This window comes from Streptomyces sp. TOM-9 (assembly GCF_056858595.1).
This window is the reverse complement of sequence record NZ_JBXEQB010000001.1, coordinates 7,635,509-7,662,325: the sequence shown is the minus strand read 5'-3', so window position 1 is coordinate 7,662,325 and position 26,817 is coordinate 7,635,509. Positions and strand designations below refer to the sequence as shown.

Below are 26,817 nucleotides of genomic sequence, written 5' to 3'. Positions count from 1 at the left end.
GCCCCTCGAGGCGAGCATCGCCTCGGGCACGTCGTCATGCACATCCAGTAACCGGACCGGGTGCGGGCAGCTCGGATCCGGCGCCTTCGCGGGGGTCCCTTGACCTCAAGGCCGGTCGAGGTTCTACGGTCACTGCATGAGCATGGAGACCACGGCCTGGACCCAACTGCACAGCGTCATGAACGCCACGCACGACCGACGCCCCCTGGCCCGCGACACCCTGCGCCGCGTCGGCGCCTTCGCCCGGCCCCACCGGCGCCGCATCACGCAGTTCGTCCTGCTGAGCACCGTGACCGCGCTGCTCGCCGTCGCGACCCCGGTCCTCGCCGGCCGGGTCGTCGACGCCATCGTCTCCGGCGGCGACCCCGGGCGGGTCACCACGCTGGCCGTGCTGATCGCCGTGATCGCCCTGGCCGAGGCGGGCCTCGGGCTGCTGAACCGCTGGCTGTCCGCGAACCTCGGCGAGGGCCTCATCCTCGACCTGCGCACCGCCGTGTTCGACCACGTCCAGCGCATGCCGGTCGCCTTCTTCACCCGGACCCGCACCGGGGCCCTGGTCAGCCGCCTCAACAACGACGTGATCGGCGCGCAGCGCGCGTTCAGCAACACGCTCTCCGGGGTCGTCGGCAACCTCGTCACCCTCCTGCTGACCCTCGGCGTCATGCTCACCCTGTCCTGGCAGATCACCCTGCTCGCCCTCGCCCTCCTCCCGGTCTTCGTCGTCCCGGCGCGCCGCATGGGCACCCGCATGGCCCGCCTCCAGCGCGAGGCCGCGGCCCACAACGCCGCCATGGGCACCCAGATGACCGAGCGCTTCTCCGCGCCCGGCGCCACCCTGGTGAAGCTCTTCGGCCGGCCCGCCGACGAGTCGGCCCGGTTCGAGGAACGCGCCCGCCGGGTCCGGGACATCGGCGTGCGGACCGCCATGGCGCAGTCGGCGTTCATCACGGCCCTCACCCTCGTCTCCGCCCTCGCGCTGGCGCTCGTCTACGGACTGGGCGGCCACTTCGCGCTCACCGGCGCCCTCGACGCCGGCTCCGTGGTCACCCTCGCCCTCCTCCTGACCCGCCTCTACGCGCCCCTGACCGCACTCGCGGGCGCGCGCGTCGACATCATGAGCGCCCTGGTCAGCTTCGAGCGGGTCTTCGAGGTCCTCGACCTGGAGCCCCTCATCGCCGACCGCCCCGGCGCCCGCCCGGTGCCGGACGGGCCCGTCGCCGTCGAGTTCGAGGACGTCCGCTTCGGCTACCCGTCCGCCGACAAGGTGTCGCTGGCCTCACTGGAGGAGGTCGCGGTCCTGGACACCCGCGCCGGCGGCGAGGTCCTCCACGGGATCTCCTTCCGCGCCGAACCCGGCCACACCGTCGCGCTCGTCGGCTCGTCCGGCGCGGGGAAGTCGACCATCGCGCAGTTGCTGCCCCGCCTCTACGACGCAGACGGGGGCGCCGTCCGCGTCGGCGGCACCGACGTCCGCGACCTGACGGCCGCCTCGCTGCGGGCCACGGTCGGCATGGTCACCCAGGACGGCCACCTCTTCCACGACACCATCCGCGCCAATCTCCTGCTCGCCCGGCCCGACGCCACCGACGACGACCTGCGCGACGTCCTGCGCCGCGCGCGCCTCGACCGGCTGGTCGCCGAACTCCCCGACGGCCTCGACACCGTCGTCGGCGAACGCGGCTACCGCCTCTCCGGCGGTGAACGCCAGCGCATGACCATCGCCCGGCTGCTGCTGGCCGGCCAGCGCGTGGTCATCCTCGACGAGGCCACGGCCCACCTCGACAGCACCTCCGAGGCCGCCGTCCAGGAAGCCCTCGCCGAGGCCCTCGCCGAACGCACCGCCGTCGTCATCGCCCACCGCCTCTCCACGGTGCGCGCCGCCGACCTCATCCTCGTCGTCGAGGACGGCCGCATCGTGGAGCGCGGCACGCACCCGGAACTCCTGGCGGCGGACGGCCGGTACGCGGAGCTGTACCGCACGCAGTTCAGCGAGGAGGGCCTCCTCCCGGGCACGCTGCGCTGACGCCTGAGCTGTTCCAGCACGGTCCCGGGTGTTCCGGCACATGCACCTTCCGCGCACGATTCTGGAGGCACCTTGAAGCTCTTGCTCACGTCAGGCGGCGTCACGAACCCGAGCATCCACTCGGCGCTCGTGCGGCTTCTCGGCAAGCCGATCGCCGAGTGCCACGCCCTCTGCATCCCGACAGCACAATGGGGTCACCCGATGTGCGGTCCGGCATCGGTGCGGGGCTTCGCAGCCGCCGAGCCCCGGTGGCAGCACCTGACCGGCCTGGGCTGGGCGTCGCTCGGCGTCCTCGAGCTCACCGCACTGCCCACCATCGGCGCGGAGCGATGGGTCCCCTGGGTCCGGGAGGCCGACGTGCTCCTGGTCGACGGCGGCGACGCGACGTACCTGTGCCACTGGATGCGGGAGTCCGGGCTGGCCGATCTGCTGCCTTCGCTGCCCGACACGGTCTGGGTGGGAGTGAGTGCCGGAAGCATGGTGATGACGCCCCGGATCGGAGCGTACTTCGTCGAGTGGCCGTCCGCGCCGGACGACCGCACTCTGGGAGTCGTCGACTTCTCGATCTTCCCGCACCTGGACGCCTTCCCGACGAACACCCTGGCCGACGCGGAGCGGTGGGCCGCCGACATCGGCGTCCCGGCCTACGCCCTCGACGAACAGACGGCCATCCAGGTCGTCGACGGCTCCGTCGAGGTGGTCTCCGAAGGGCAATGGACGAAGTTCGGGTCATAGCCGGGACGGCGTCCGTGACGTCGCGTCGCCGGAAGGGCCGAGCCCGGGACACCACGTCCGTCGGTCACCCGTACGGCACGGATACCGCGCCTCGACGCGGCCCCCGTCTCACGATCGGTAGCGGAGCCGGTCCGGCGCGCACGATCACCGATCCGGACGGCCGGCGCACGTGATCTCTCCACCGTCGAGGAGGCCGCCTTGGGACACGCCGTCGGCGATGTGCTCGGCCTGGCCGCCGCTGTCGCGGTCAGTCCGCTCCCCATCGTGGCGATCATCCTCGTCCTGGCCACCCCGCGGGGGCGGACGAACGGCACGCTGTTCGCCCTCGGCTGGTTCCTGGGACTGGCCGTCCTCGGCGCGATCACGCTGGCGGTGGGCGGCCCCGGCGGGGCGTCCGCGCACGGTCACCCGGCCACGTGGGTGGGGGCCCTCAAGCTGGCGCTGGGCGTCCTGCTCCTCCTGTTCGCGGCCCGGCAGTGGCGGGGACGTCCACGCGACCCCTCACAGGCGCAGCTGCCGAAGTGGATGGCGGCGATCGACCACTTCACCCCGCCGAAGGTGCTCGGCCTCGGCCTGCTGCTCTCGGCCGCGAACGCCAAGAACGCCCCGCTGACCATCGCCGCCGGCGCCTCCATCAGCTCGGCAGGGATCCCCGTGCCTCAGCAGATCGGGGCGCTCGCCGTCTTCGTGGTCATCGCGTCGCTCGGAGTCCTCGCCCCGCTCGCCGTGTACCTGTGCATGGGTGAACGAGCCGAGGGCATCCTCGCCAACTGGCGGGACCGGGCCGCCCGGCACAACGCCGCCATCATGGCCGCCCTGTTCTTCGTCCTCGGCCTGAAGCTACTGGGGGACGGCATCAGCGGCCTGGCCTGAGGCCCCCGCAGCCCCGAATCGGGCTTCGCGTCCAACTACGCATAGAGCCGGGCGTCGGTCGCGTCGGCCAGGCCGGACACCAAGGCGTCGGTCGGCACGGAGACCCGCGCTCCCGCTTCGGCCGCGCCGTTCGACTGCGCCTCCATGCCGGTGCGGGCCGCTGCCGGCACCGAGGTGGAGGCCGTGACGGCGGTCCGCGACGCGGGCGGCACCACGCCACGGTGACCACCTGGCTGCCCGAGAAAGGCTGGAACCGCCGCTTCCAGGCACTCGGCAGCGCCTACCTCGCCGGGGACAACGGTGTCGGGATGGGCACCGCCGTCAAGACCGGCTACGCGGCGACCACCACGGACGCCGGCGTCGGTGATGCCCTCGACGTCAGCTGGGCGCTGAACAGCGACGGTGAGGTCAACACCACTCCGCTGAACAACTTCGCCTCCCGTTCCTCCTACTTCACCGGATGCTCCACCGGCGGACGCCAGGGCTACATGGAGGCCCAGCGCTACCCCGACGACTACGACAGCATCCTCGCCGAGGCGCTTACCGACCGCACCGCCGTCGTGATCGCCCACCGCCTCTCCACGGTGCGCGCCGCCGACCTCATCCTCGTCGTCGAGGACGGCCGCGTCGTCGAGCGCGGCACCCACACGGAACTCCTGGCGCCGGAGGGCCGGTACGCGGAGTCGTACCGCACGCAGTTCAGCACGGAGAGCGTCCTGCCGGGCACCCTCCTCTGACCTGGGCCGGAGCAACCCGCTTCGGGACGGACGGATTGGGCTACAGCGGTGCCCGCCGATTCGAACGTCATAAACCTGCGGCGGGCTGTCCCGACCGTCGTCGCCGCATTCCTGGCAGGACGCCGAAACGGGGTCAGACCGGGAGTGGGTACGGATCCTCACCTGGGCCGTGCCCACTGCGGGTGGTGTGGGCGGCCTTTCCTTCGCGGGCCTGTCCGATGGGGCCGAGCCGATCGACGTGACGCTCATCGCGGTCTTCGTGACGGCCGTGGTCTTCCGGCGCGACATCCGGCGCGTCTTCGGCCTCGCCGGCCTCGTCACGGGCGGGCCCTGACCACCGGGGCCCGGCGCACCGCGTGGCGCGCCAGGTCGGGGCAGTTCCGCATCACCCGGTCGGCTACTGAATGTGCACGTCACATTACGTAGGGCGATTCTTGCTGTGGGCTCGCCGCTGTCTTCGACAGTTCTTCTCTCCTGGTGAGCGGCGTCCGCCGCGCGTTGTGGGCCCCTTGCTGGAGGTGACGTGTTGTCCCGGATAGCCATACCTCGGGCGTGGTGGGCAGTGGCCGCGAGCGTGGCCCTGACGTCCAGTGCGTTCACTGGTGCCGCGTATGCCGAGGGCGCCGGCGGCGGTCAGGCTCGCGCTGCGAAGCCCGGCGCTGAGACCAGTCTCGCGGACCCGTGCTTGTTGTTCCCATACTTCCCCGGGTACTGCCCCAGCCGCCCCGGGCATCACGGGCACCCGGGGCGCCCCGGGATTCCCGGCCCGCCAGGACCTCCCGGGCCTGCTGGTCCCGCTGGTCCGGCCGGTCCCGCTGGTCCCGCTGGTCCCGCTGGTCCGGCCGGACCTCCGGGCGGGACCGGCCCGCAGGGGCCGCAGGGCGAGACCGGCCCGCAGGGCCCCCCTGGTGTCGCCCCGGCTCACGGCCTGATGGACTACGACGATCCCGGTACCTTCGAGTTCGTCCCGCCCGCGAATGTCACCACAGTCTTCGTCCAGGCGTGGGGCGGTGGCGGAGGTGGTGCGAGTGGTGCCGCCGCCCTCAGTGGATCCGGTGGTGGGGCCGGGGGCTTCGCCTGGTGCGTCCTGCCTGTCCAGCCCAGTACACCGGTCACGGTGTTCGTAGCCGCAGGAGGCGTGGGCCAGTCCGGACAATCGGACGGCCTTGTCGGCGGAAATAGCGGGGCGATCAACAGCCTCGGCAATTTCGTGGCCGGCCGCGGCGGCCTCGGTGGCAGGTTCCTGCCCCCAGTTGGTGGTGCGGGCGGCATGGGCGAGTGCAACGGCATCCAGGGCACGGTCCGTCAAGGCGCCACCGGCGGCACTGGATCGTTCTCGAATGCTGCGCCCGGCGGCCTGGGAGGCCGTCCGGCAGTGGACGGCATCATCCAGCCGGCGCCAGCAGGTGCCGGCACCGGCGGCACCGGCGGCACCGGCGGCGCCGACAACACCGGCGACAACGGCGGCTCCGGATACGTCGTCATCTGGTGGTAGACCGCGACCGGGCCCGGCACGCCGTCCGGGGCGCCTGGCCCGTCCGGTCAGGAGCCGCCGGCCTGGGCGGCAGTCTTGGCTCCGGCCGGCGCCTTCTTGCGGACCTCGCTGTCCGGGTAACGCGTGGCGACGGTCTCGGCCGTGGCCTTGTTGCCGGAGGTGAAGACGACCTTGCCGCTCGTAGCGACGACCTCGAACTGCTCTCGCTTGGACTGGCACGAGCACGGCATTACTGGGCTCCTTCGCTGGCAGTGGTGCGGGCGGGGCCGGCCACGAGGGAGGCCAGGGCGTCGACTTCGGCGCGGCGCCCCTCGTCGCGGCGCGCCATGGCGGCGGTGAGGGCGTCGGCCAGGCCGCCGTCCGACGAGGGCGGCGGCCAGGGCGGCGATGTCGGTCACGGGTTGGTCGGTGGGCGCGGGTGCGGTGCCGGTGTCGTGTCCGGGCGCTACGTCCGGGTGCCCGGGCGCGGCCTCGGGCTGGGCGAGGGCGGCGGAGGCGGCGAGGGCGAGGTTCGCGCGCTCGGCGACCGCTGTAGCGACCAGCGGCGAGGAGTGCCCTGGGACGGGGACGGACAGGACGGCGCGGAGCTGCCAACGCCCGTTGCCGCCCTTCTTCATGTGGTAGCTGGGCTGGCAGCCCTGGAACACGCGCCGGTCCCATTCCGACAGCCACGGCCCGGCGGCGCCGCAGAACCACATGCCGCGGGCGTTCATGCCGACAGTGACGATCCCGGCGACGGTGTGGGTGTCGTCGAACTGGCACGCGTCTGTCTCGCACGCAGTTCCGCGAGGAGGGCCTCCTGCCCGACACGGTGCGCTGACGTGTGGCGGACGAACCCGCTTCGACCTCGGCGAACCGGGACATCATCGAAGCCGCTGCTGTAGCCGATCTCTCCGCCTGGGTTCCACTTCGGGCGCGGCGCTACCGGGTCCGAGACACCTGGGATTCAAACAAACCGGACGTTGCTGCAAGGCCCCGGATGACGACGCAGGGCGTCAGATCGCCTGCGCTGCCAGCTTGTTGTCACACACCGGCGGGCTGTCCGGTCTCCGTAAGTGCAGGCTGTATGACAGTACGGTCTGCGCCGGCACGGGTTGATCACCCGTGCCGGCGGTGGCCATCGGCCCGGCGTGAAACGGGCCCGGCGCACCCGAAGCGCCCGTCTCAGCGGTGGAGGCGGGCGCTTTGCGCAGGTCCCGATGCCGCTCACTCACCCCCTCCTGCAGGCTCGCTGTCGCGGTCCGGGCACATCCGCCGCGGGCGCCGGTTGGTCAGGCGAGCCCGGCCGCGCCGGGACACCAGGCCGGGCGATCACCCGGTCGGCTACCTAATGTGCGCGACATGCTGCGCAGAGTGATTCTTTCTGTGGGCTCGCCGCTGTCTCCGACAGTTCCTCTCTCCTGGTGAGCGGCGTCAGCCGCGCCTTGCGGGCCCCCCTTGCCGGAGGTGACGTGTTGTCCCGAACAGCCCTGCTTCAGGCGCCCACACGGCGGCGCCCAGGTGGTCCGCGGTTGTGGACGTTGGCCGCGAGCGTGGCCTTGGCGTCCTGCGCTCTGACAGGTGCCGCATACGGGGGCAACGCCGACAGCAGCCGAGCTGACGCCGCAAAGCCTGGTGCCGAAACAGGCTTCGCCGACCCGTGCTTCCTCTTCCCCTACTTCCCCGGGTACTGCCCGAGCCGCCCCGGCCACCACGGCCACCCGGGCCGCCCCGGCATTCCCGGACCTCCCGGCCCGCCTGGACCTCCCGGCCCGCAGGGGCCTGCTGGACCTGCTGGACCCGCCGGGCCGCAGGGACTTCCGGGCGAGACCGGCCAGCAGGGACCTGCCGGACCCGCCGGACCCGCCGGACCTGCCGGACCCCAGGGCCTGCCCGGTGTCGCCCCCGCCCACGGCCTGGTGGACTTCGACGACGACGGCGAGTTCGTGCCGCCCGCCGCGGTGACCACGGTCTTCGTCCAGGCATGGGGCGCCGGCGGGGGCGGAGCCGTAGGCGGCGGCGCGATCACCGGCGCCGGAGGCGGCGCCGGCGGCTTCGCCTGGTGCGTCCTCACCGTCCAGCCGGGCACACCGGTCGCGGTGGACGTCGGCGCCGGCGGCGCCGGTGGCGCCGGCCCGGCCAACGGTTCTCCGGGCACGCCGACCGTTGTGGACAACAACCTGGGCGGCGTCGTGTCGGCCAGCGGCGGCGGGGGCGCGTCGCTGCTCATCGGGGGAAGCGGTGGCACGGGCGTCTGTCCCGGGCAGGGCACCGTCCGCACGGGCGCGGACGGCCAGGAGGGCAACCCCCTACCGGGCGCCCCGGGCCAGGGCGGCCGCCCCGCGGTGGACGGCGTGGTCCAGCCAGCACCGACCGGTGCGGGCGAGGGCGGCGACGGCGGCAGCGACACCGACGCTCCAGGTGCGGCGGGCGGCGACGGATACGTCGTCATCTGGTGGTAGACCGCAGGCGGCCCGGCGCACCACCTGGCGCGCCGGGCGCCGCGTCTTCAGGGGGCTGTCCCGGGGGTCACTCGGTCGGCTACTGAAAGTGCACGTCGAATTATGCAGGGCAATTCTTGCGGGTGGCTCGCTGCCGTCAATGACAGATAGCGGCGGCTGCCGCCCGCTGCGGGGCCCCTTCCTGGAGGTGACATGTTGTCTCGAATAGCCATACCTCGGGCGCTGTTGACGGCGGCCGCGAGCGTGGCCCTGGCGTCCAGTGCTCTGACGGGCGCCGCGTACGCCGATGGTGGCGAGGCTGCCGCCGTGAAGCCTGACGCTCAAGCCGGCCTCGCTGATCCGTGCTTTCTCTTCCCGTACTTCCCCGGTTACTGCCCCAGCCGCCCGGGCTATGGTCACCCGGGCCGCCCCGGCATTCCCGGACCTCCCGGCCCGCCTGGACCTCCCGGCCCGCAGGGGCCTGCTGGACCTGCTGGACCCGCCGGGCCGCAGGGACTTCCGGGCGAGACCGGCCAGCAGGGACCTGCCGGACCCGCCGGACCCGCCGGACCTGCCGGACCCCAGGGCCTGCCCGGTGTCGCCCCCGCTCACGGCCTGATGGACTTCCAGAGCGACGGTCAATTCATGCCGCCCGCCGACGTCACCACGGTCTTCGTGCAGGCATGGGGCGCCGGCGGGGGCGGTGAGGGAGGCGATTTCGCCCGCACCGGAGCCGGTGCCGGCGCCGGGGGATTCGCCTGGTGCGTCCTTCCCGTCCAGTCTGGTACACCGGTCGTGGTAGACGTCGGCACAGGAGGCGCGGGCGGGCCTGCGAGCGGCTTCCCCGGCACACCAAGCACGGTGGACAACGGGCTAGGCGACATCGTGACTGCCGAAGGCGGCGCGCGGGGGCTCATTCCCGGTGGCGCCGGCGGCACAGCCTCCTGCCCCGGCCAGGGCACAGTCCGCCAAGGCAACAACGGCGCAAACGGCACCCTCACTGGTCCGATCGGTGAGCCGGGTGGCCAGGGAGGCCGTCCTGCGGTGGACGGCATCATCCAGCCAGCACCCCAGGGCGCAGGCATCGGCGGATCAGGCGGCGCACGCACCATCGGCCTCCCCGCCCTCGGCGAGAACGGCGGCCCCGGATACGTCGTCATCTGGTGGTAAACCGCCGGCGGCCCGGCGCACCATCCGGTGCGCCGGGCGCGGGCAGCCAGGCGTCAGATGCCTTCCTGGCTGTCGGCCGCCATCTCCCGAGCGCCGACCCGAGTTGAGACGCCTTCTTCCGCGACGGCCAGCCGTCCGGCATGAGCCAGTCGCTTGGATGGCCGGATATCCGCATCTCCTTCTCCGCCGGGTCGCGCAGGCCCGCATGCCGTGAGGGCATCGGGCGGCCGGAGGGGTCGGCCCGTACGCAAGGCGGGCCACGTCGAGGCCGCCTCAGCGGAGGACGGGTGCCGGCCCGGCGGTCTCCACCGCCGGGCCGGCACCCGCGTGTCTTCGGGCAGCCGTGGATCAGTAGTAAACCCAGTACCCGTCGTAGTAGTCGTAGGAATCCGTGTAGTCCCAGTACTCCGTGTACTCCCAGTATTCGTAGTCGGACTCCCAGCAATCGCTGTCGCCGCCGTAGCCGGTGGTCTTCGTCTGCTGCTGGGGTGCCTGGGTGGACACGGCGCTTGTCTGCGCCGACGCGGGGGCGGCGAACGCCGTGGTGGGGATCAGAGCGCCCCCTGCCGCCAGGGCCGCGGAGGCCGTGAAGATCGCCAGACGCCGGGAACGAGGTGTGCGGGCCATGAGAATTCTCCTTGCTGAAGGATGACGGGAAAACCGGATGGTTCCGGGAGGGCCACCCGTTCTGCGTGAACCGATGCCTCCATTGAGCCCGGCCCGGTGCCTCGCGTCACGCCCCTGGAATTCGGGGCTTGACAAAAGCGACGTCCACCGGGGTCGGGACCCCGGAGCGCCTCCCGTGCGCGGCCGACGTGGCCGAGGGTCACGTCAAGGCCACAGATTTCCGGTGATCCGGTCCCCAGCGCGGGTCCCGGTGGTAACTTCCACCGGCTACTTGACCTTGTCTTTACGAGATCCAGGGGGAATCGCGATGAGCACTCCGCCGCCGCCCGGCACCAACCCGTACAACCAGCAGCCGCCCGCGCCGTACGGCCCGCCGGCCGGCAACCCGTACAGCGTGCCCGGCCCTCCGGCGCCCGCGCCCGCACGCCGCATCGGCGTGAAGGGCATCGTCAGGGGAGTGATCAGCCTCGTCGTGATCGGCTTCGTGGTCTACGGCGGCTACACCACCTGGTTCGGGGGTGCCTCGACCGCCGACGCGGGCGACTGCCTGCACGCCGGGAACGCGGCGGCCACGGGCGTGATCTCCGTCGGGGACCCGGAGTTCGAGATCGTGGACTGCGGCGACCCCGGGGCCCAGTTCAAGGTCGCCAGCAGGCAGTCCGGGACGGACGGGAGCTGCGACGAGCCGTACAGCCGGTACACGCAGGGCGGCTCCGGCCGGGACTTCACGCTCTGCCTCGAACGGCTGAAGTGAGCGCCCGCCCCCACTGCTGAGGTCCGCTCCCGGCCCCGGTCAGCCCCGGTGACGCCACGTCACGTGGTGGGTACCGTGGTCGGGATGCGGATCCTTCACCTGTCCGACATCCACATCGGCCCCGTCGACGGGCCCAACTCCCGCGGATCGACGCGCGGGAGTCCCTGCGCCGGATGCTCGCCGCCCTCGACTCCGTCCCGGACGTCGGCGCCGTCGTCATCAGCGGCGACGTCGCCGACGACGGCTCCCCGGAGGCGTACGCCGCGGCCCGCGACATGGTGCGGGAGTTCGCCGCGCGCAGGCGGGCGCCCGTGGTGTTCTGCACCGGCAACCACGACGAGCGCGGCGCCTTCGCCAAGGTGCTGGGCAGCGGCCACCTGGGAGCCGACGGCGACGACCTGGCGACCGCGGTCGTCGACTCCCCGGAGGGCGAGCGGGCCGCCGTGAGCGTGATCGGCGGCCACCGCTTCATCACGCTCGACTCGCTCGTCCCCGGCAAGGTGTACGGCCGGGTCGGCCCGCGCCAGCACGGCTGGCTCCGCGAGGTGCTGGCCGAGCCCGCGCCGCACGGATCCGTGGTGGTCCTCCACCACCCGCCCGTCACCCTCGACGTCGCGACCCAGAAGGCCCTCGGGCTGCAGGACGGGGCCGAACTGGCGGACGCCGTACGCGGCACGGACGTACGGCTCGTCCTGTGCGGCCACTTCCACCTGCAGCTCTTCGGCCACCTCGGGCCGGTCCCGGTGTGGGTGACCCCGGGCGTCCTCAGCCGCATCGACCTCTCCGGCCCGCAGGGCACCGAGCGGGCGGTACGCGGGGCCTCGGCGACCCTCGTCGACCTCGGCGGTCCGTACGCCCCGCTGTTCCACGTGCTCCACGCACGCGACCCACGGGCGGGCGAGACGGTGTACGAGCTCGACCGCGACCAGCTCCGCTCGGTCGTCGAGCGGCTGGGCCCCGGCTCCTGATCAGGGCGTGACCAGGACCTTGCTGATCAGCGGCAGGTGGTCGGAGGCCGTCGGGTCGGCCTGCACCACGCGCGTGACAAGCGGCTTGACCTCGTCGGTGGTGTAGATGGCGTCGATGCGCTCGGTCGGGGCCTCGGCGGGGTAGGTCGCGCCGTCGCCACGGCCGTGCAGCGAACGGGCCCACGCGTCGGTGTAGCGGGACTGCAGCGGCTGCGACTCGGGGGCGTCCGGCAGGGCGTTGAAGTCGCCGACGAGGACGGCGGGCTCCCTGTCGCCGATCAGGTCCACGATCTGCGGGGTCTGCTGGAGGCGGTCGGTCTGCGAACTGGCGGCCAGGTGGGTGCAGTAGAAGTGGACGGCCTTGCCGCGCACGTTCAAGGTGGCGTGCAGCAGTCCGCGCTGCTCCTGGCCGGGCGACTTGTACAGCCAGGTGTTCTCCGACGCGGTGATCGGGTAGCGGGACAGGATCGCGGTGCCGTACTGGATCCGGTGGTCGCTGCCGGCCGGGGGCGCGTTGTCGATGTTGGCGCCGAAGACGACGTGGTAGCCCAGCAGCTTCGCCAGGTCGGCGGCCTGGTCGGCCCAGTCGCTGCGCGCGGAGTAGTGGTTGTCGACCTCCTGCAGCCCGACCACGTCGGCGCCGCTCCTGCGGACGACGTCCGCGATCCGCGGGACGTCGAGCACGTCGTCGGTGCCCTGGGCGTGGTGGATGTTGAAGGTCATCACGTCCAGCACACGCGCGCCGCGGCCGTCGGTGGCCGGGGCCTTGCCCGTGGTGGCGGCGGCGGCGCCGGTGGTGGTGGCGGTGAGCGCGAAGACGACGGCGAGTGCGGACACGGTCCGGCGCAGCATGACGGGGGTCCTCCTGGGGGACGGCGAGCGGGAACGATCACGATCGTGTCCGGGCCTCCTGGCGGACGCGTGACGGGGAGGTGAAGTCCACCTCCCCTCCCCGGTGCCGGACGTCACGCCCCGTTCAACCCGCCGACCCGCGGGTCTGGTTGGAGCCTGGGGCGGCCCCTCCGGGCAGGCGGGTTGACCCTCGACCTGGTGGAGGGGGCAGAGTCCCGGGTGTGGAGAACGACATGCGCAGTATCGGTGAGCTGGCCCGGGACAGCGGCCTGGGCGTGAGCGCGCTGCGGTTCTACGACGGCGCCGGGGTCCTGGTCCCGGCCCGCGTGGAACCGTCGAGCGGCTACCGCTGGTACGGCCCCGAGCAGCTCGAAGAGGCCCGGTTGCTGGCACGGCTGCGCCGGACCGGCATGCCCTTGGCGGACATCCGCCTGGTGCTGGCCGGCTGGTCCAGTGCCGACACCGACCTGGTCAGGAAACTGCTGCAGGCGCAACTGCGCCGCCTCGAACGGGGTCTGTCCGACGCCCGCGTGGAGTTCTCCGCGATCCGCGCACTACTCGACCGCAAGGAGAACCCCATGTCCTCGCCCCTCACTACCGGCACCGTCCGCCTGGCCGTCCCCACGCCGGACCTGGCCGCCGCACTCGACGCGGTCCGCTTCGCCGCCGGGACCGATCCCGAACTGCCGGTGCTCGGCGGGGTCCTGTTCGACATCGACGGCGGGACGCTCCATGTCGTGGCCACCGACCGGTACCGGATGGCCGTCGCGCAGACCGGTGCCACCGGGCACGACGGGCCCCGCCGCCAGATCGTCGTGCCGTCCCCGCTCGCCGACGCCATGCGGGCGCTCCTGGCCGGCGGCGAGACGTCCGTCGAGCTCACGGTGGACGGTGACCGTGTCGCCCTGGCGGCAGGCGACCGTCAGGCGGCCGGTCGCTGTCTCGACCACGACTTCCCCGACTACCGCCGCATCGTGCGCCTGCCGGAGGGCCGGCGCGTCCTCGTCGAGGTCGCGGCGCTGCGCACCGCGTTGGAGACCGGACCGGTCCGCCCCGGCGAGACGCGGGAGCAGGACGGGAAGTCCCCCGACATCAGCGTCCTCACGGTGGCGGGCGACGGCACGGTGAGCGTGTGCGAGGACGGCGACGAAGGCCCGGACGACGTCGCCGTCAACCGCGAGTACCTCCTCCAGGCGCTGGCCGCCGGAGACCGCGACCAGCTGGTGCTGGAGTTCGGCGCACCCACGGCGCCCGTGACGATCCGCCGGGCGGAGGACGACGGCGCCTTCTCGGTCCTGATGCCCGTCCGCCTGGAGGCCTGACCGCCCGGCCGCACCCCGTCACGCCGGCACGGCCACCCGCTCGCAGAACCAGTAGACGCTCACGACCACGATCGGAGCCGTCATCGCGGGCAGCGCCCAGCGGTGGGCGGGGGTGCGGCGCAGCAGGGCCAGCAGGGGGAACGTGACCGCGATGATGCCGAGCTGCACGGCCTCGATGCCGACGTTGAAGCTGAGCAGTGACAGCAGCAGCTCCCAGGACCAGCTCTCGTCGATGCCGAGCGCGCCCGCGAAGCCCAGGCCGTGGACGAGGCCGAAGAGGAAGACGACCGGGAGCCGCCAGCGGCCGGTGGCCTCGCGGTTGCGCAGGAGGAACCCCGCGAGGGCCACGGCGGCGATGGAGGCGGCGATGACCGGCTCGACGACCGATCCGGGGACGTGGACGAGGCCCATGGCCGCCAGGAGGAAGGTGACGCTGTGCGCGGCGGTGAAGGCGGTCGCCGCGAGGACGACGTCGCGCAGGCCGCGGGCGCCGATGAGCAGGGAGAGCAGGAAGAGGATGTGGTCGAGGCCGAACAGCAGGTGTTCCATGCCGAGCAGGAAGAAGTCCGTGATCTGCCGGGATTCGTGGTGCCCGGTGGTCTCCAGGGTGGGCTCGGCGGCGGTCAGCACCTGGGAGCCCCGCCGGCCGTCGATGTCGTAGTGGACGATCGTCTGCGTGCTGTGCACGAAGCTCTCGGCGTCGGGGAAGAGGGCGCTGGAGACGGTGTACGTGCCGCCGGCTCCGCCCGGGCAGTCGTAGACCAGCGTGAGGACGGCGTACGGGCGGGTGCCGCGGGTGTGGACGTCCGCGTCGCGGGCGGGGCGGGGTGAGCAGGCGGCGTCCTCGTGGCCGACGGCGAAGCGCCCGGTGACGTACTCGTGCACCGCGTCGGTGTTGGTCTGGAGCTGGTGCAGCTGCTTGGTCCGGCCCTGCGCCCCGTACGCCTCCTCGTACAGCCAGGCCGACTTCATGAGCAGGTCGTACTCGAGGTCGAGGGTCGCCTCCACGTGGCTTCCGGCGCCCTTGACCTCGACGTACGCCTTCGAGGTCGCGTCGTGCGCGGCGGCCGGTGCGGCGGAGGCGAGGGCCGCGGCGAGCACGGCGACGAGGGCCGCGAGGAGCACGGCGAAGAGCCGGGGCGCGGTGGTGCAACGCATGGGGTCGGTCCTCTGGGTGGGGGGGTGAACGGCGGGCGTGGGCGGGCCTGCGGTCCTACCGGCGTGTCAGCCGGTCACCGCCGGCCGGTGGACGGCGCGAACCACGGGTACGCGGGCGCGTCCGGTCCCCACGTGCCGGGGCGGCCGTGGGCGTCCTTGGTCACGAAGACGCTCGGTTCGGAGGCGGTGACACCGCCGCCGGTGGAGCGCACCGTGACGAACCAGGCGTGGGTCGTGCCCGGCTTGAGCCCCCGCCAGGTCACCGAGGCGACCTCGCCGGAGCGGGCCTTGGCCTTGCCGATGACGCTCACGGGGTCGTAGAGCGCCAGCGAGTCGGTCGTGAAGGCCGTCTTGCGGCTGGTGAGGTCGACCGGCAGCACCATGTTGTCCTCGGTGCCGTCGTAGCGGTGGTCGGTGTCGTACTCGGTGGCGCCGAACTCGTCGAGCAGCGGCGAGTAGGTGTCCACCGTCACCTCCGAGCGCTTGACGTCGAACTGCAGCATCCGGAAGAAGCTCGCGCCGAACTGGAGCTGGTCGTCCGGCTGGTAGCCGCCGATCTCGGTGAGCCCGAGCCGGTCCGCGGAGACCGTGTAGAACTGGTAGTCCGCGAGCAGCTCGACGACGTCGTGCTCGACCTCGCCGACCTTGGGCTTCACGTTGGTGCCGACGCCGTGCTCGTGACCGGCGAGGATCAGGAAGACGTTCGGGTTGTCCTGGACCACGGTCTTGTAGAGCATCGAGCCGTCGGGCGCGGAGAACGGGGCGCCGCGTCCGTTCGCGTTGCCGCTCGGCGCGAGGTAGTCGTGCGAGAGCAGGATGCCGTTGCGGCCGGGGAAGCGCTTGAAGACGGAGTCGGCCCATTCGGCCTCCTCGCGGGTCACCCCGTAGGACAGGCCGACCACGACGAAGTCGAGGCCGCCGGCGGAGAACAGGTCGTAGTGGTTCTGGTTGTCGCCGGGCCGCCAGGGGCCGCCGTACTCGGCGTGCTTCCAGCCCTTGGACAGGGCCTGGTAGCGGTCGGGGCCGTAGTACTTGTTGTAGATCGCGCCGGGGCCGTTCTCGGTGCCCGACTGGTTGTCGTGGTTGCCCGCAATCACGCCGTTGGGGATCCCGGCGTCGTCGAGGATCTTCTGCTGCTTGGAGGAGAGCTCCAGCTCGCCGGTGATCTGGCGCTGCGTGGCCTCGTCGGCGGGCTTGCGGATGTTGTTCTCGATGATGTCGCCGGTGTGGGCGACGTAGGCGATCTTGCGCTGGTCCTTGTTGGCGGCGATCCAGCGGGAGACGTCGCCGTACGCCTTCTCCCACACCGCGCGCTCCTCGGGCGTCTCCTGCTCCACCGCGCCCTCGGAGAGGTACTGGGTGTCGGTGTAGTGGACGATCGAGAAGTCGTACGAGGCGGGGTCGGCGAAGCGGTCCGGGTCACCGGCGTCGATGTCGTCGGCGAACGGGTCCTCGCCGGTCACCATGACGTGGATCTGCTGCCGGTCGACGTACTTCCGGTCGACGACGGCGGTCAGCACGGTGTTGCCCTCGACGGCGCCGCGGGCGCTGGTCAGGACGTCCCAGGCGTCGGTCCAGGTGTTCCACACGCGCAGCGCGGCGAGCCGTTCGGGGTCGATGACGCCCTCCCAGCGCAGAACCGGCGCGTCCACGTGGCCCTTCACCTTCACGTCGTACCGCTGGAAGGTGACGTCCGGGCCGGCCGGCGCGGGCAGCGTCCTGCCGTCGGCGGGCGCGAGGCCGGCGGCCTTGACCTTCTTCTCGCCCTTGACCTCGAGCGTGGTGGGGACGGACGTGGCCGTGCCCTGGTAGACGTGGTCCGGGGTGATGATCTCGGTCTCGGAGAACGTGGCGGTCACGTCACCGCCGTCGGGCTCGGCCACCGTGGCCGACAGCTTCACGCTGCCGCCCGCGTCGGTCGTGCCGGACTTCGGGGTGAGGTCGGCGGGGGCGTCGGGGATGCCGGCGGAGGTGAACGTCACCTCGCGGGTGCCGGTGTTGCCGACGCCGTCGGTGCCGGAGACCTTCAGCGTGTGCTCGCCTGCGGACAGGCCGGGGCCCACCGCGGCGCCGGGCTCGACCGGCTTGCCGTCGAGCGTGACGTCCGGGCCCTTCACGACGCCGGACAGGTCCTGGAGCCGCACGTCGAGGACGACCGAGGCGGTGATCCGCTGCCCGGCGGCGGGGACGCTGGACGCCACCGTGGGGGCGGAGTTGTCGGTGACCAGGAAGCGGGTCGCGGTCTTGCCGCTCTTCGACGTCGCGGCCAGGGTGTGCTTGCCGTCGGCGGTCTTGGCGGTGTCGAGGTCGGCGTACAGGCCCTGGGCAGGGCCGTCGACGAAGAACTCCAGGTCGATCTCGGTCAGCGGGTTGACGTTGTCGCCGCAGTTGCCGTCGCCGAGGCCGTACGAGCCCTTGAGCATCCGGCCGGCGGCGGTGCCGTTCGCCAGGGTCAGGGTGATGTCGGAGACGGCGAAGTCGTCGCGGTTGTCGCCGCAGGAGGTCGGGAAGGTGCCCGTGACGAAGTCGATGGTGTTCCAGCCGGGGACGAGCCACTCGTTGGGGAACGTCAGGCCGACGTGCCGGCTGACGAAGTCGGCGTCGAGCACCTGCTTCTGGCCGTTGACCAGGATGTGGTTCTGGTAGCGGGCCTCGATCGAGTTGGTGCCCACGGTGAAGCCGAGGGTCGCGTTGCCCGAGCCCAGGGTCGGTGAGACGTGCACGGCCGGGGCGTCGATCGTCCAGTGCAGGTCGGCCTCGCGCAGGCGGGTGTCGCTGTTGCCGCAGCTGCCGTCGCCCATGGCGTACGAGTCGGCGATGCCGTGGCCGGTGACGGTGCCGCCGTCGAGGGCGAGCGCGAGCCCCGAGATGTCGAAGTCGTCGCGGTTGTTGCCGCAGCTCTCCTTGTAGGCGCTGGTCACGACCGTGATCGTGTTGTCACCGGGGACCAGGAAGCGCGCGGGGACGGCGATGTCGACGCGCTGGCTGACCCAGGTGCCGCCCAGGTCGATGCGCTTGCCGTTGACGAGGAGGTGGTTGTCGTACCTGTCGTCGATCGAGTTCGACCCGACGTCGAAGGAGAAGGTGGCCGCGCCGTTGCCGAGACTGGCGGCGGTGGCGGGTTCCTTGCCGTCGACGGTGAGCGTCGTCGGCTCGCCCTCGGTGCCCGCGGGGAAGTTCGCGAAGACCGGCTGGCGGCCCTTCACCAGCGTGCCGTCCTTGGGCAGCAGCCGGGGGGCGCCCGCGGGGGCGTTGTTCACCGTCACGGTGTTCTTGACGGTCTTGCCCGAGGTCGTCGTCGCCGTGAGGGCGTGCGCGCCGTTGGCGAGCCCGGTGGTGTCCAGGTCGGCGCGCAGGCCGGTGGTGCGCTGCGGGTCGCCCAGGACGAAGAAGGTCAGCGTGGCCTTGGTGAGCAGCGTGGTGTTGGTGCCGCAGCTGCCGTCGCCGAAGGAGTACGTGTACTCGTTCTCCTCGCCGTCCGCGACCTCGCCGAGCAGGTCCAGGCTGATGTCGGAGAGCACGAAGTCGTCGAAGTTGGTGCCGCAGGAGCTGTCGACGGTGCCGGCGAGGATCTCGACCTTGTTCTCGCCCTTGACCAGCTCGTCGTTGGGGATCTCGATCGTGCCGCGCTGGTTGACGAGGTCGCCGATGTCGGCCCGGTAGTCGCCGTTGACCAGGACGTGGTTGTGGTAGCGGGCCTCCGTCGAGTTGGACCCGACGTCGAAGCTGAGCCGGGAGGTCCCGACCGTCCGCTCGGCGTCCACGGCCTTGCCGTCGACCGCGAGCCGTGTGACGGAGTCACCGGCCAGCGTGGGCGTGGCCGCGACCTTCTCCGTGCCCTCCAGGTACGCGCCGTCCCCGGGGGTGAGCGCCGGCAGGCTCGTGGCGTCCGCCGTCTGGTCGTGCCCCGGCGGATGCTTCTCCGCCCCGGTCTCGGCGTACGCCCCGGTGAGGTTCCCGCTCAGCAGGAGCAGCGCGGCGAGCGCCGCCCCCGCGAGCCGTTGCCCCGCCGATCCGCCACCGGGCCGCCTGAGCCGCTGTGTTGGCCGTATCACCAGCTGTCCTTCCGATCGCCACAAGGTGAGGGGCACGCCGGTGCCGAGAGGTGGCATGCCCCTGGCGGATCTTGGCCAGCGGAGGTGAACGCAGGTAAAGCAAACGTAAACAACCAGCGGAAGGTGTCCCCTTGGCCCCGCGGGGGCCGGTCACCTGATCCGGACATATGGCTGCACGGCGGACGCGTATACGGAATTGCAATCGTTGATCCGGCCGCCTGTGCAACCCGGCCACGGTCCGGCGGAGTAGTGAGGGGTGAGCGGATCACCGGCTGTGGGGCACGGCGGGGTGCGCATGAGGTTCGTCAACCGAGGAGGAGCGTCACGTTGTCCGGTTTCAGAGGTGTCTCAATGGCGGCTGCACTGCTGGGCGGGATCCTGTTGCTGACGGGGTGCAGCGACTCCTCCGGGTCCGACACCGCCGCCGGTCCGGCCACTTCCCCCTCGCCGGACGCGTCGGTCACGGCGGACGCGTCGGCGTCCGGCTCTCCCTCGGCCCAGCCGTCCGATTCCGTCACGTCCCCCTCGGCCACCACGCCGTCGCCCCGCTCCAGCACCCCCGCGACCTCCCCCAGCACCCGGCAGGCGCCCGCCTCCGTCCCCGGCTGCCGCAACCTGACCGTCAGCGGTGAGGTCAAGGCCGCGGTGACACGGGCGTACCAGCGCGGCTTCCCGCGCTTCGTGCACATCGAGCCGGAGCCGCAGCGGTTCTTCTTCGGTCAGTGCGGCACCGTCCGCTACGCGGCCACCCAGTTCCAGCCCACCCAGGGCGCGACCGAGGGCGAGCTGGTGAACCTGCAGGACGAGGGCAGCGCCATGAAGTACTTCCGCGCCACCTCGGGAACCAACTGGACCTACGTCGCCACCGACGGCTTCCCCGCGAGCGAGAGCGGCTGCCGCGCGATCCCGCAGATCCCGCGGGCCCTGGCCACGGCATGGCGGAACTGCGCCGTCGCGCGCTGACGCACGCCGCGGGGCAGGGCGGCGGCGAGCCGCCACCGCTCTGTCCGCGGCGACCCGGCCGCCCGGTGGGCGACGGCCGGATCCGAGGACGTGGCGGTACCGCCTCGGGAACCCCCTCCCATCACCGGGACGGCGCAGCGCGGCGTCCGCGCCCAGCACCTGGCGGAACTCCCGGTTCGCACGGAGACCGCAGGTCACGACCTACCTCGCCCGTCGCACCCCGGCCGGCGGACGGCGTTCCTCTCGTCGCACCAAATGTCGCGCATGGGTAGATTTCCAGGGAGCCGCCCTGAGACGTGGGCCCACACGACCTTCGGCCCGTAGAGGCCGCCGAGGAACGGGGAAACCGGATGGCCACTGACTCACCCGTGCAACTCGGCATGATCGGGCTCGGCCGCATGGGCGCCAATCTCGTGCGCCGGCTGATGCGCGACGGCCATCCGTGCGTCGTCCACGACCTCAACCGCGACGCCATGCTGGAACTGGAGAAGGAGGGGGCGACGGCCGCCGCCTCGCTCCAGGAGTTCGTGGAGAAGCTGGCGCCGCCCCGGAACGTGTGGCTGATGCTCCCGGCGGGGGTCGTGCAGTCGACGCTCGACGAGCTCACCGCGCTGCTGGAACCCGACGACACCGTCATCGACGGCGGCAACTCCTACTACCGCGACGACATGGCCCGCGCCCGGCAGCTCGCCCCGCATCGGATCCACTACGTCGACTGCGGCACGTCCGGCGGCGTCTGGGGCCTCGAACGCGGATACTGCCTCATGATCGGCGGCGAGGACGAGCCGGTGGCGCGGCTGGACCCGATCTTCCGCACCATCGCGCCCGGCCGCGGGAACGCCGAGCCCACGCCCGGCAGGACCAGGTCCGACGGCACCGCGCCGGAGGGCTACCTCCACTGCGGGCCGAGCGGCGCCGGCCACTTCGTGAAGATGGTCCACAACGGCGTGGAGTACGGGATGATGGCCGCCATCGCCGAAGGCCTCAGCATCATCCGGCACGCGGACGCGGGGCTGGGCCGCAGGGCCGTCGACGCCGAGACGGCGCCGCTGCGCGAGCCCGAGGCGTACCAGTACGAGATCGACGTGGCCGAGGTCGCCGAGGTCTGGCGGCGCGGCTCGGTGATCGGCTCCTGGCTGGTCGACCTCGTCGCCGACGCGCTCGCCCGCTCACCGCAGCTGGACCAGTTCACCGGCCGGGTCTCGGACTCCGGAGAGGGCCGCTGGACGGTCCAGGCGGCGATCGACGAGAGCGTGCCCGCCCCCGTCATCAGCGCCTCGCTGGCCGAGCGGTACGCGTCGCGCGGACTCGGCGAGTTCGGCGACAAGGTGCTGTCCGCGATGCGCGGCGAGTTCGGCGGCCACGCCGAGAAGACCGGGTGAAGGCGCCATGTCCCATCGTTCCTCCTCACCCAGTCACGGTCCGGTCCCCGAGGACCACGTGGTGGTGCTGTTCGGCGCGACCGGCGACCTCGCCCGCCGCAAACTGCTGCCCGGTCTCTTCCACCTCGCCAAGGCGGGGCTGCTGCCGGCCCGCTACCGGATCGTCGGCTCGGCGCCCGCCAAGAGCACGCTGAGCGACGAGGACTTCCGCAAGCACGCGCGGGACGCGGTCTCCGAGTTCGGCCGGTCGAAGCCCCAGGGCCGCGCGTGGGAGGAGTTCGAGGCCGCCCTGTCCTTCGGCGCGTGCGATCCCGGCGCCGCCGGGCCACTGCTCGCGGCCGTACGGGACGCCGAGCAGGCCATCGGGGGCAGCCCGCGGCGCCTGTTCCACCTCGCGGTGCCGCCGAGCGCCTTCACCTCCGTGATCGAGACGCTCGGGGCGAGCGGACTCTCCGACAACGCCCGGGTGATCGTGGAGAAGCCCTTCGGCACGGACCTCGCCTCGGCCCGCGCGCTCAACGCCTCGATCCACGCCGTCTTCGACGAGTCCCGGGTCTTCCGCATCGACCACTTCCTCGGCAAGGAGTCGGTCGACAACATCCTCGCCCTGCGCTTCGCCAACGGCCTCTTCGAGCCGATCTGGAACCGCGACCACATCAGCCACGTGCAGATCGACGTGCCGGAGAGCATCAGCATCGAGGGCCGCGCGCAGTTCTTCGAGGGCACCGGCACGTTCCGGGACATGATCGTCACCCACCTCTTCCAGCTCCTGGGATTCGTGGCCATGGAGCCGCCCACGGCACTGCAGGCACAGTCCCTGCGGGACGAGAAGGAGAAGGTCTTCGAGTCGCTGCAGCCCATCGACCCGGCCCATGTCGTGCGCGGGCAGTACGAGGGGTACCGGGCCGAGCCGGGCGTGGACCCGAAGTCGGACACCGAGACCTTCGTCGCCCTGCGCGCGACGATCGACAACTGGCGCTGGGCCGGGGTGCCCTTCTACCTGCGGTCGGGCAAATCCCTCGGCGAGGCACGGCATGTCGTGACGCTCGGCTTCCGCGAACCGGCCCTGCGCATGTTCCCGCTGGCCGCGCGGGGCGGCGCCGAGGCCCGGAGCAACGCGCTGGTGATCGACTTCGACGACCCGGGCCGGATCACCACCTCCTTCCTGGTGAAGGAACCCGGCCCCGCCATGCGCCTGAGCACCGCGGAAATGGTCTTCGGCTACGCCGACTCCTTCAACACCATGCACGCGCTCGAGGGCTACGAACGCCTCCTCCTGGACGCGATGCTGGGCGACCAGTCCCTGTTCACCCGCTCCGACGGCATCGAGCGCCTGTGGGAGGCGTCCACCCCGCTGCTGGAGAACCCGCCCCCGGTCGAGCTCTACGCCCCGGGCTCCTGGGGCCCGGACAGCGTCCGGCGGCTCATCGCGCCGCACCACTGGAGCCTTCCCCACCGCAGGTGAGCGGCACGGCGTGCCGCCCCTGAGGCGCATCCACGCTCACCTTGCCGACGCGAGGCCGTCCAGCAGGACGTCCAGCACCGCCTCCTCCTCGACGGGGCTGTCCTGTCTCAGCGAAGATGCACCGGTCTCACCGAAGATTGACGACTGAGCTGTTCGTCTCATCGAAGTTTCACCTGACACAGCTGCTGGCTGCGGCTTCCAGGAGCGTGGGTGGCAGGTCTTGTCCGTGTCCGAAGCGGTAGTTGCGACGACGGGGCGCGGCCCCGCGAGTGCGGACCCGGGTACGGCATAAGCTCGGCAGATGGCGAAGTACTTCGACGTGCACCCCGAGACCCCCCAGCCGCGCAGCATCGCCCAGGTCGCCGACGCGGTGCGGTCGGGAGCACTCATCGCATACCCCACCGACTCCTGTTACGCGCTGGGCTGCCGGCTGGGCAGCAGGGACGGCATGGACCGGATCCGTTCGATCCGCCACCTCGACGACCGGCACCACTTCACGCTGATGTGCCGGGACTTCGCGCAGCTGGGCCAGTTCGTGCAGGTGGACAACGACGTGTTCCGGGCCGTGAAGGCGTCCACGCCCGGCAGCTACACCTTCATCCTCCCGGCCACCCGTGAGGTGCCGCGCAAGCTGCTGCACCCGAAGAAGAAGACCGTGGGTGTGCGCATCCCGGACCATGTGGTCACCCAGGCGCTGCTGGCCGAAATGGGCGAGCCGCTGCTGTCCAGCACACTGCTGCTGCCGGACGAGGAGGAGCCGATGACCCAGGGCTGGGAGATCAAGGACCGGCTCGATCACGTGGTGGACGCCGTGGTCGACTCCGGGGACTGCGGCACCGAGCCGACGACGGTAGTCGACTTCTCCGGCGGCGCGGCAGAGATCGTACGGCGGGGCGCGGGAGACACCTCGCGGTTCGAGTGAGGCCACGAGGCCGGTCACGAAGGTATGGATCTTGCCTGCAGCATGAGACATGCATGCCGCGCCGATGGCACCAGCCTCCCGCCGCTGATTCCTTAAGAGGCTTCTCAGCATGACCGCCGTACAGGGAACAGCCGTCGCCATCACGACCGAGGACGGCACCCCCGACGCGTAGCAGTCACTGCAGGTCAGGGCCCAGCTAGGGTACGCGGGGCCTCATCACCGATTGCCCGCGCAGGTGTAGCCACCGTCGCCCCGCCCCTCGCGGCCTCAACAGCCGCGAACGCAGGGCACCGGTCAAACTTCAGTGAGAACGGTCAAACTTCACTGAGACGGGACAGTGGACCCGGAGTTGGGCCATGGCCGCGGCGAGCGGCGGATCCCAGGGGGACGAGGCGGCGGGCCCCACGTCGAGCGGCAGCGCCGCGTGCACGTCCTCGGGGCGCAGGTGCACGGCGTACCGTTGCGGAGAGTCGAGGACATCGGGAGCGCTTCTTTCTCGCCCACCGGTCCGGAGCAGTGGCGACGGACCACCGGGCGGGCGGACCCGAGGGGGCAGGCGGGCACGTGACACACCGCTGAACAAGCGCTTAGATAGTGCGTCCGAACGTGTGCTCACCGAGCTGGAGACCCCGATGCTGTTCACATCCGTCGACGACGTCTCCGCACGCCTCGCCGAGACCGGATACCTGGCGTCGCCCGCGGTCGCCACGACCGTCTTCCTCGCGGACCGCCTCGGCAAGCCGCTCCTCGTGGAGGGCCCCGCCGGGGTCGGCAAGACGGAACTCGCGAAGGCCGTCGCCCAGGTCGCCGGAGCACGGCTCGTCCGGATGCAGTGCTACGAAGGCGTCGACGAGGCACGGGCCCTGTACGAGTGGAACCACGCCAAGCAGCTCCTGCGCATCAGTGCGGGCCGCGACGAAACCTGGGACGAGACGCGCACGGACATCTTCAGCGAGGAGTTCCTGCTGGCCCGTCCGTTGCTGACCGCCATCCGCGGCAACGACCCGAAGGTGCTCCTCATCGACGAGACCGACAAGGCCGACGTCGAAGTGGAGGGACTGCTGCTGGAAGTGCTCAGCGACTTCCAGATCACCATCCCGGAACTGGGCACGATCAGCGCCGAACGCCGCCCGTTCGTCGTCCTCACCTCGAACGCCAGCCGCGAGCTGTCCGAGGCGCTGCGCCGCCGTTGCCTCTTCCTGCACATCGGCTTTCCGGACCAGGAGCTGGAGCGGCGCATCGTACGGCTGAAGGTTCCGGGGCTGGGGCAGTCGCTGACGGAATCCGTGGTGCGGGTGGTCGGTGCCCTTCGCGCGATGGACCTGCGGAAGGTGCCGTCGGTCGCCGAGACCATCGACTGGGCGCGCACGCTCCTCGCGCTCGGTGCGGACACACTCGACGAGACCGTCGTGCGCGACAGTCTCGGCGTGATCCTCAAGCATCAGGAGGACATCGCGAAGGCGGCCGCCAAGCTCGACCTGGACACTCTGTGAGTGCGCCGACGGGTGTCGAGGGGCGCTTGACGGGGCTTGTCGCGGCACTGCGCGCGCACGGCATCCGCGTCGGCACCGGGGAGACCGTGGACGCGGCACAGGCGGTGGCGGCGCTCGGCCTGGCCGATCGCGAGCGGCTGCGTGAGGGGCTGGCCGCGACGCTGCTGCACGGCACGGGGCAGCGGGCGGTGTTCGACGGGGTCTTCGACCTGTACTTTCCTCACGGCGTCGGGGCGCCGAGTACGGACACGCCCGCGGACCTGGGTGATCTGCGCGACCGTATCGCGGCCGCCCTCGCCGCGGGCGACGAGGCGATGCTCGGCCGATTGGCCGCCGAGGCGGTCGACGGATTCGGCGGGTACGGCTCCTCCCCTGCGTCGGGGGGATGGTCGTCGTATCAGACGCTCGAGCGGGTCCGGCCCCAGACACTCCTGGCCCGCGCGCGCGACAGCATCCGGGCACGGACCGGCCCGGCGGGGTTCGCCGACCGGTTGCTGGAGGACGAGATCCGCCGGCGCATCGAGGCGTTCCGCGGACAGGTCGCCACGGAGGCACGGCGCCGGGTCGCCGAGCGGCGGGCCGTCGACGAGATCGCCCGGCGGGCGCTGGCGCCGACCGCGGACCAGGTCGACTTCCTCGTCGCCGGGCAGGCCCAGCTGGCGGAGCTCCGCAGGGCGGTTCAGCCGCTCGCCCGCAAACTGGCCACCCGGTTTGCCTCCCGCCGCCGCAGCGCCGCGCGCGGGTCCGTCGACCTGCGGCGGACCTCGCGGGCTTCACTGTCGACGGGCGGCGTGCCGATGCGGCTCGTGCTGCGCAAGCGGCGTCCCGTTCGCCCCGAACTGGTGCTGCTGTGCGATGTGTCGGGCTCGGTGTCGGGCTTCTCGAACTTCACGCTGCTGCTGGTGCAGGCGCTGCACGAGCAGTTCAGCAAGGTAAGGGCATTCGCCTTCGTCAACCGGATCGACGAGGTGACCCGCCTGCTGGAGTACGGCGCGGCCGCCCCCGAGGCCCTGAGCGCGCGCATCAGGTCCGAGGCGGCACTCACAGGCTGGCACGGGAGCAGTGACTACGGCACGGCGCTGGGCGAGTTCGACGAGCGGTACGGCGAGGCGGTCGGCCCGCGCACCACGGTCTTCGTCCTCGGTGACGCCAGGACGAACATGAGCGACCCGAACCTTCCAGCCGTGCGGGACATCGTCAGGCGGGCCCGCCGTGTCCACTGGCTGAACCCCGAGCACCGCGCCCAGTGGGGCACGGGCGATTCGGCCGCACTCGCCTACTCCGAGCTGGTCGAGATGCACGAGTGCCGCAACGCCCACCAGCTCAGCACCCTGATCGCCCGCCTGCTGCCGGTCTGATCAAGCCGCCGCTCCACTGAGGGCATCCGCACGGCGGTGCTGCAC

The 26,817-nt window shown here is 71.9% G+C and carries 22 protein-coding genes and 2 pseudogenes; 18 read left to right on the top strand and 6 right to left on the bottom strand.

The annotated features are described in order from the left end of the window. Positions 1-136: 136 nt before the first annotated feature. The 7 genes and pseudogenes from AC1VWI_RS35320 (at position 137) to AC1VWI_RS35290 (ending at position 5,863) form a co-directional block, all read left to right on the top strand. Positions 137-2,023, top strand: a complete 1,887-nt coding sequence (locus tag AC1VWI_RS35320) for an ABC transporter ATP-binding protein (protein WP_499515079.1) — start codon at positions 137-139, stop codon at positions 2,021-2,023. Positions 2,024-2,095: 72 nt separating this feature from the next. Continuing rightward, positions 2,096-2,758: a Type 1 glutamine amidotransferase-like domain-containing protein gene (locus AC1VWI_RS35315; RefSeq protein ID WP_499515078.1), complete on the top strand. Its 663-nt coding sequence runs from the start codon at positions 2,096-2,098 to the stop codon at positions 2,756-2,758. A 198-nt stretch (positions 2,759-2,956) separates the two neighbouring features. After that, positions 2,957-3,631: a GAP family protein gene (locus AC1VWI_RS35310; protein ID WP_499515077.1), complete on the top strand. Its 675-nt coding sequence runs from the start codon at positions 2,957-2,959 to the stop codon at positions 3,629-3,631. A gap of 87 nt (positions 3,632-3,718) precedes the next feature. Then, positions 3,719-4,170 (top strand): annotated as a pseudogene (locus AC1VWI_RS35305) (tannase/feruloyl esterase family alpha/beta hydrolase); the annotation flags it as partial. Further along, positions 4,159-4,368 (top strand): annotated as a pseudogene (locus AC1VWI_RS35300) (ABC transporter ATP-binding protein); the annotation flags it as partial. The pseudogenes AC1VWI_RS35305 and AC1VWI_RS35300, both read left to right, overlap by 12 nt. A gap of 169 nt (positions 4,369-4,537) precedes the next feature. Then, positions 4,538-4,702: a hypothetical protein gene (locus AC1VWI_RS35295; protein ID WP_499515076.1), complete on the top strand. Its 165-nt coding sequence runs from the start codon at positions 4,538-4,540 to the stop codon at positions 4,700-4,702. A gap of 597 nt (positions 4,703-5,299) precedes the next feature. Then, entirely contained in the window at positions 5,300-5,863 is a 564-nt protein-coding gene (locus tag AC1VWI_RS35290; protein ID WP_499515075.1) for a glycine-rich domain-containing protein, read from the top strand. 47 nt (positions 5,864-5,910) lie between these two features. On the opposite strand, the gene AC1VWI_RS35285 is transcribed toward AC1VWI_RS35290, so the two are convergent. Continuing rightward, a complete protein-coding gene (locus tag AC1VWI_RS35285) occupies positions 5,911-6,576 on the bottom strand; it encodes a hypothetical protein (RefSeq protein WP_499515074.1) in 666 nt (221 codons plus the stop codon). A gap of 1,185 nt (positions 6,577-7,761) precedes the next feature. Here AC1VWI_RS35285 and AC1VWI_RS35280 point away from each other — a divergent pair. Together AC1VWI_RS35280 and AC1VWI_RS35275 are read left to right on the top strand one after the other, a co-directional pair. Beyond that, positions 7,762-8,304: a glycine-rich domain-containing protein gene (locus AC1VWI_RS35280; RefSeq protein WP_499515073.1), complete on the top strand. Its 543-nt coding sequence runs from the start codon at positions 7,762-7,764 to the stop codon at positions 8,302-8,304. Between the two features lie 597 nt (positions 8,305-8,901). Beyond that, positions 8,902-9,453, top strand: a complete 552-nt coding sequence (locus tag AC1VWI_RS35275) for a glycine-rich domain-containing protein (protein WP_499515072.1) — start codon at positions 8,902-8,904, stop codon at positions 9,451-9,453. Between the two features lie 348 nt (positions 9,454-9,801). On the opposite strand, the gene AC1VWI_RS35270 is transcribed toward AC1VWI_RS35275, so the two are convergent. After that, positions 9,802-10,080: a hypothetical protein gene (locus AC1VWI_RS35270; RefSeq protein ID WP_499515071.1), complete on the bottom strand. Its 279-nt coding sequence runs from the start codon at positions 10,078-10,080 to the stop codon at positions 9,802-9,804. A gap of 307 nt (positions 10,081-10,387) precedes the next feature. Here AC1VWI_RS35270 and AC1VWI_RS35265 point away from each other — a divergent pair, with 307 nt between their 5' ends. Together AC1VWI_RS35265 and AC1VWI_RS35260 are read left to right on the top strand one after the other, a co-directional pair. Then, positions 10,388-10,834 (top strand): LppU/SCO3897 family protein, encoded by a 447-nt coding sequence (locus AC1VWI_RS35265; RefSeq protein ID WP_499515070.1) that lies wholly within the window; start codon positions 10,388-10,390, stop codon positions 10,832-10,834. A 173-nt stretch (positions 10,835-11,007) separates the two neighbouring features. After that, positions 11,008-11,802, top strand: coding sequence for a metallophosphoesterase family protein (locus AC1VWI_RS35260; protein WP_499515069.1), 795 nt, complete (start codon positions 11,008-11,010; stop codon positions 11,800-11,802). Here AC1VWI_RS35260 and AC1VWI_RS35255 read toward each other — a convergent pair whose 3' ends face one another. Then, positions 11,803-12,654, bottom strand: coding sequence for an endonuclease/exonuclease/phosphatase family protein (locus AC1VWI_RS35255; protein ID WP_499515068.1), 852 nt, complete (start codon positions 12,652-12,654; stop codon positions 11,803-11,805). It abuts the gene before it with no gap. A gap of 233 nt (positions 12,655-12,887) precedes the next feature. Here AC1VWI_RS35255 and AC1VWI_RS35250 point away from each other — a divergent pair, with 233 nt between their 5' ends. Then, positions 12,888-13,976: a DNA polymerase III subunit beta family protein gene (locus AC1VWI_RS35250; RefSeq protein WP_499515067.1), complete on the top strand. Its 1,089-nt coding sequence runs from the start codon at positions 12,888-12,890 to the stop codon at positions 13,974-13,976. An 18-nt stretch (positions 13,977-13,994) separates the two neighbouring features. Here AC1VWI_RS35250 and AC1VWI_RS35245 read toward each other — a convergent pair whose 3' ends face one another. Beyond that, the gene (locus AC1VWI_RS35245) at positions 13,995-15,134 is read right to left on the bottom strand and encodes a HupE/UreJ family protein (RefSeq protein WP_499515066.1); all 1,140 of its coding nucleotides are present in this window, start codon (positions 15,132-15,134) and stop codon (positions 13,995-13,997) included. Between the two features lie 74 nt (positions 15,135-15,208). Continuing rightward, positions 15,209-19,189 carry a metallophosphoesterase gene (locus AC1VWI_RS35240; protein ID WP_499515065.1) on the bottom strand — a complete coding sequence of 1,327 codons (3,981 nt, stop codon included), beginning with the start codon at positions 19,187-19,189 and terminating at the stop codon, positions 15,209-15,211. Between the two features lie 351 nt (positions 19,190-19,540). Here AC1VWI_RS35240 and AC1VWI_RS35235 point away from each other — a divergent pair, with 351 nt between their 5' ends. The 3 genes from AC1VWI_RS35235 to zwf all read left to right on the top strand — a co-directional run bounded on the left by AC1VWI_RS35235 (position 19,541) and on the right by zwf (position 22,999). Then, positions 19,541-20,152 carry a hypothetical protein gene (locus AC1VWI_RS35235; RefSeq protein ID WP_499515064.1) on the top strand — a complete coding sequence of 204 codons (612 nt, stop codon included), beginning with the start codon at positions 19,541-19,543 and terminating at the stop codon, positions 20,150-20,152. A 350-nt stretch (positions 20,153-20,502) separates the two neighbouring features. Further along, complete coding sequence (gnd, locus tag AC1VWI_RS35230) at positions 20,503-21,534, top strand: phosphogluconate dehydrogenase (NAD(+)-dependent, decarboxylating) (protein ID WP_499515063.1); 1,032 nt, start codon at positions 20,503-20,505, stop codon at positions 21,532-21,534. A 7-nt stretch (positions 21,535-21,541) separates the two neighbouring features. Then, entirely contained in the window at positions 21,542-22,999 is a 1,458-nt protein-coding gene (gene zwf, locus AC1VWI_RS35225; protein WP_499515062.1) for a glucose-6-phosphate dehydrogenase, read from the top strand. 36 nt (positions 23,000-23,035) lie between these two features. Here zwf and AC1VWI_RS35220 read toward each other — a convergent pair whose 3' ends face one another. Next, positions 23,036-23,161 (bottom strand): hypothetical protein, encoded by a 126-nt coding sequence (locus AC1VWI_RS35220; RefSeq protein ID WP_499515061.1) that lies wholly within the window; start codon positions 23,159-23,161, stop codon positions 23,036-23,038. A gap of 139 nt (positions 23,162-23,300) precedes the next feature. Here AC1VWI_RS35220 and AC1VWI_RS35215 point away from each other — a divergent pair, with 139 nt between their 5' ends. The 3 genes from AC1VWI_RS35215 to AC1VWI_RS35205 all read left to right on the top strand — a co-directional run bounded on the left by AC1VWI_RS35215 (position 23,301) and on the right by AC1VWI_RS35205 (position 26,772). Beyond that, positions 23,301-23,921, top strand: coding sequence for an L-threonylcarbamoyladenylate synthase (locus AC1VWI_RS35215; RefSeq protein WP_499515060.1), 621 nt, complete (start codon positions 23,301-23,303; stop codon positions 23,919-23,921). 635 nt (positions 23,922-24,556) lie between these two features. After that, positions 24,557-25,414, top strand: coding sequence for an AAA family ATPase (locus AC1VWI_RS35210; protein WP_499516990.1), 858 nt, complete (start codon positions 24,557-24,559; stop codon positions 25,412-25,414). Continuing rightward, positions 25,411-26,772 carry a vWA domain-containing protein gene (locus AC1VWI_RS35205; protein WP_499515059.1) on the top strand — a complete coding sequence of 454 codons (1,362 nt, stop codon included), beginning with the start codon at positions 25,411-25,413 and terminating at the stop codon, positions 26,770-26,772. The genes AC1VWI_RS35210 and AC1VWI_RS35205 overlap by 4 nt, the downstream gene beginning before the upstream one ends. Positions 26,773-26,817: the final 45 nt, after the last annotated feature.

What these genes read in the sequence shown, in the direction of transcription:
- AC1VWI_RS35320 (WP_499515079.1), top strand. Translation starts at nt 137, where the DNA reads ATGAGCATGGAGACCACGGCCTGGACCCAACTGCACAGCGTCATGAAC.
- AC1VWI_RS35290 (WP_499515075.1), top strand. Translation starts at nt 5,300, where the DNA reads ATGGACTACGACGATCCCGGTACCTTCGAGTTCGTCCCGCCCGCGAAT.
- AC1VWI_RS35285 (WP_499515074.1), bottom strand. Translation starts at nt 6,576, where the DNA reads ATGAACGCCCGCGGCATGTGGTTCTGCGGCGCCGCCGGGCCGTGGCTG.
- AC1VWI_RS35275 (WP_499515072.1), top strand. Translation starts at nt 8,902, where the DNA reads ATGGACTTCCAGAGCGACGGTCAATTCATGCCGCCCGCCGACGTCACC.
- AC1VWI_RS35270 (WP_499515071.1), bottom strand. Translation starts at nt 10,080, where the DNA reads ATGGCCCGCACACCTCGTTCCCGGCGTCTGGCGATCTTCACGGCCTCC.
- AC1VWI_RS35265 (WP_499515070.1), top strand. Translation starts at nt 10,388, where the DNA reads ATGAGCACTCCGCCGCCGCCCGGCACCAACCCGTACAACCAGCAGCCG.
- AC1VWI_RS35260 (WP_499515069.1), top strand. Translation starts at nt 11,008, where the DNA reads ATGCTCGCCGCCCTCGACTCCGTCCCGGACGTCGGCGCCGTCGTCATC.
- AC1VWI_RS35255 (WP_499515068.1), bottom strand. Translation starts at nt 12,654, where the DNA reads ATGCTGCGCCGGACCGTGTCCGCACTCGCCGTCGTCTTCGCGCTCACC.
- AC1VWI_RS35250 (WP_499515067.1), top strand. Translation starts at nt 12,888, where the DNA reads ATGCGCAGTATCGGTGAGCTGGCCCGGGACAGCGGCCTGGGCGTGAGC.
- AC1VWI_RS35245 (WP_499515066.1), bottom strand. Translation starts at nt 15,134, where the DNA reads ATGCGTTGCACCACCGCGCCCCGGCTCTTCGCCGTGCTCCTCGCGGCC.
- AC1VWI_RS35235 (WP_499515064.1), top strand. Translation starts at nt 19,541, where the DNA reads ATGGCGGCTGCACTGCTGGGCGGGATCCTGTTGCTGACGGGGTGCAGC.
- gnd (WP_499515063.1), top strand. Translation starts at nt 20,503, where the DNA reads ATGGCCACTGACTCACCCGTGCAACTCGGCATGATCGGGCTCGGCCGC.
- zwf (WP_499515062.1), top strand. Translation starts at nt 21,542, where the DNA reads ATGTCCCATCGTTCCTCCTCACCCAGTCACGGTCCGGTCCCCGAGGAC.
- AC1VWI_RS35220 (WP_499515061.1), bottom strand. Translation starts at nt 23,161, where the DNA reads ATGAGACGAACAGCTCAGTCGTCAATCTTCGGTGAGACCGGTGCATCT.
- AC1VWI_RS35215 (WP_499515060.1), top strand. Translation starts at nt 23,301, where the DNA reads ATGGCGAAGTACTTCGACGTGCACCCCGAGACCCCCCAGCCGCGCAGC.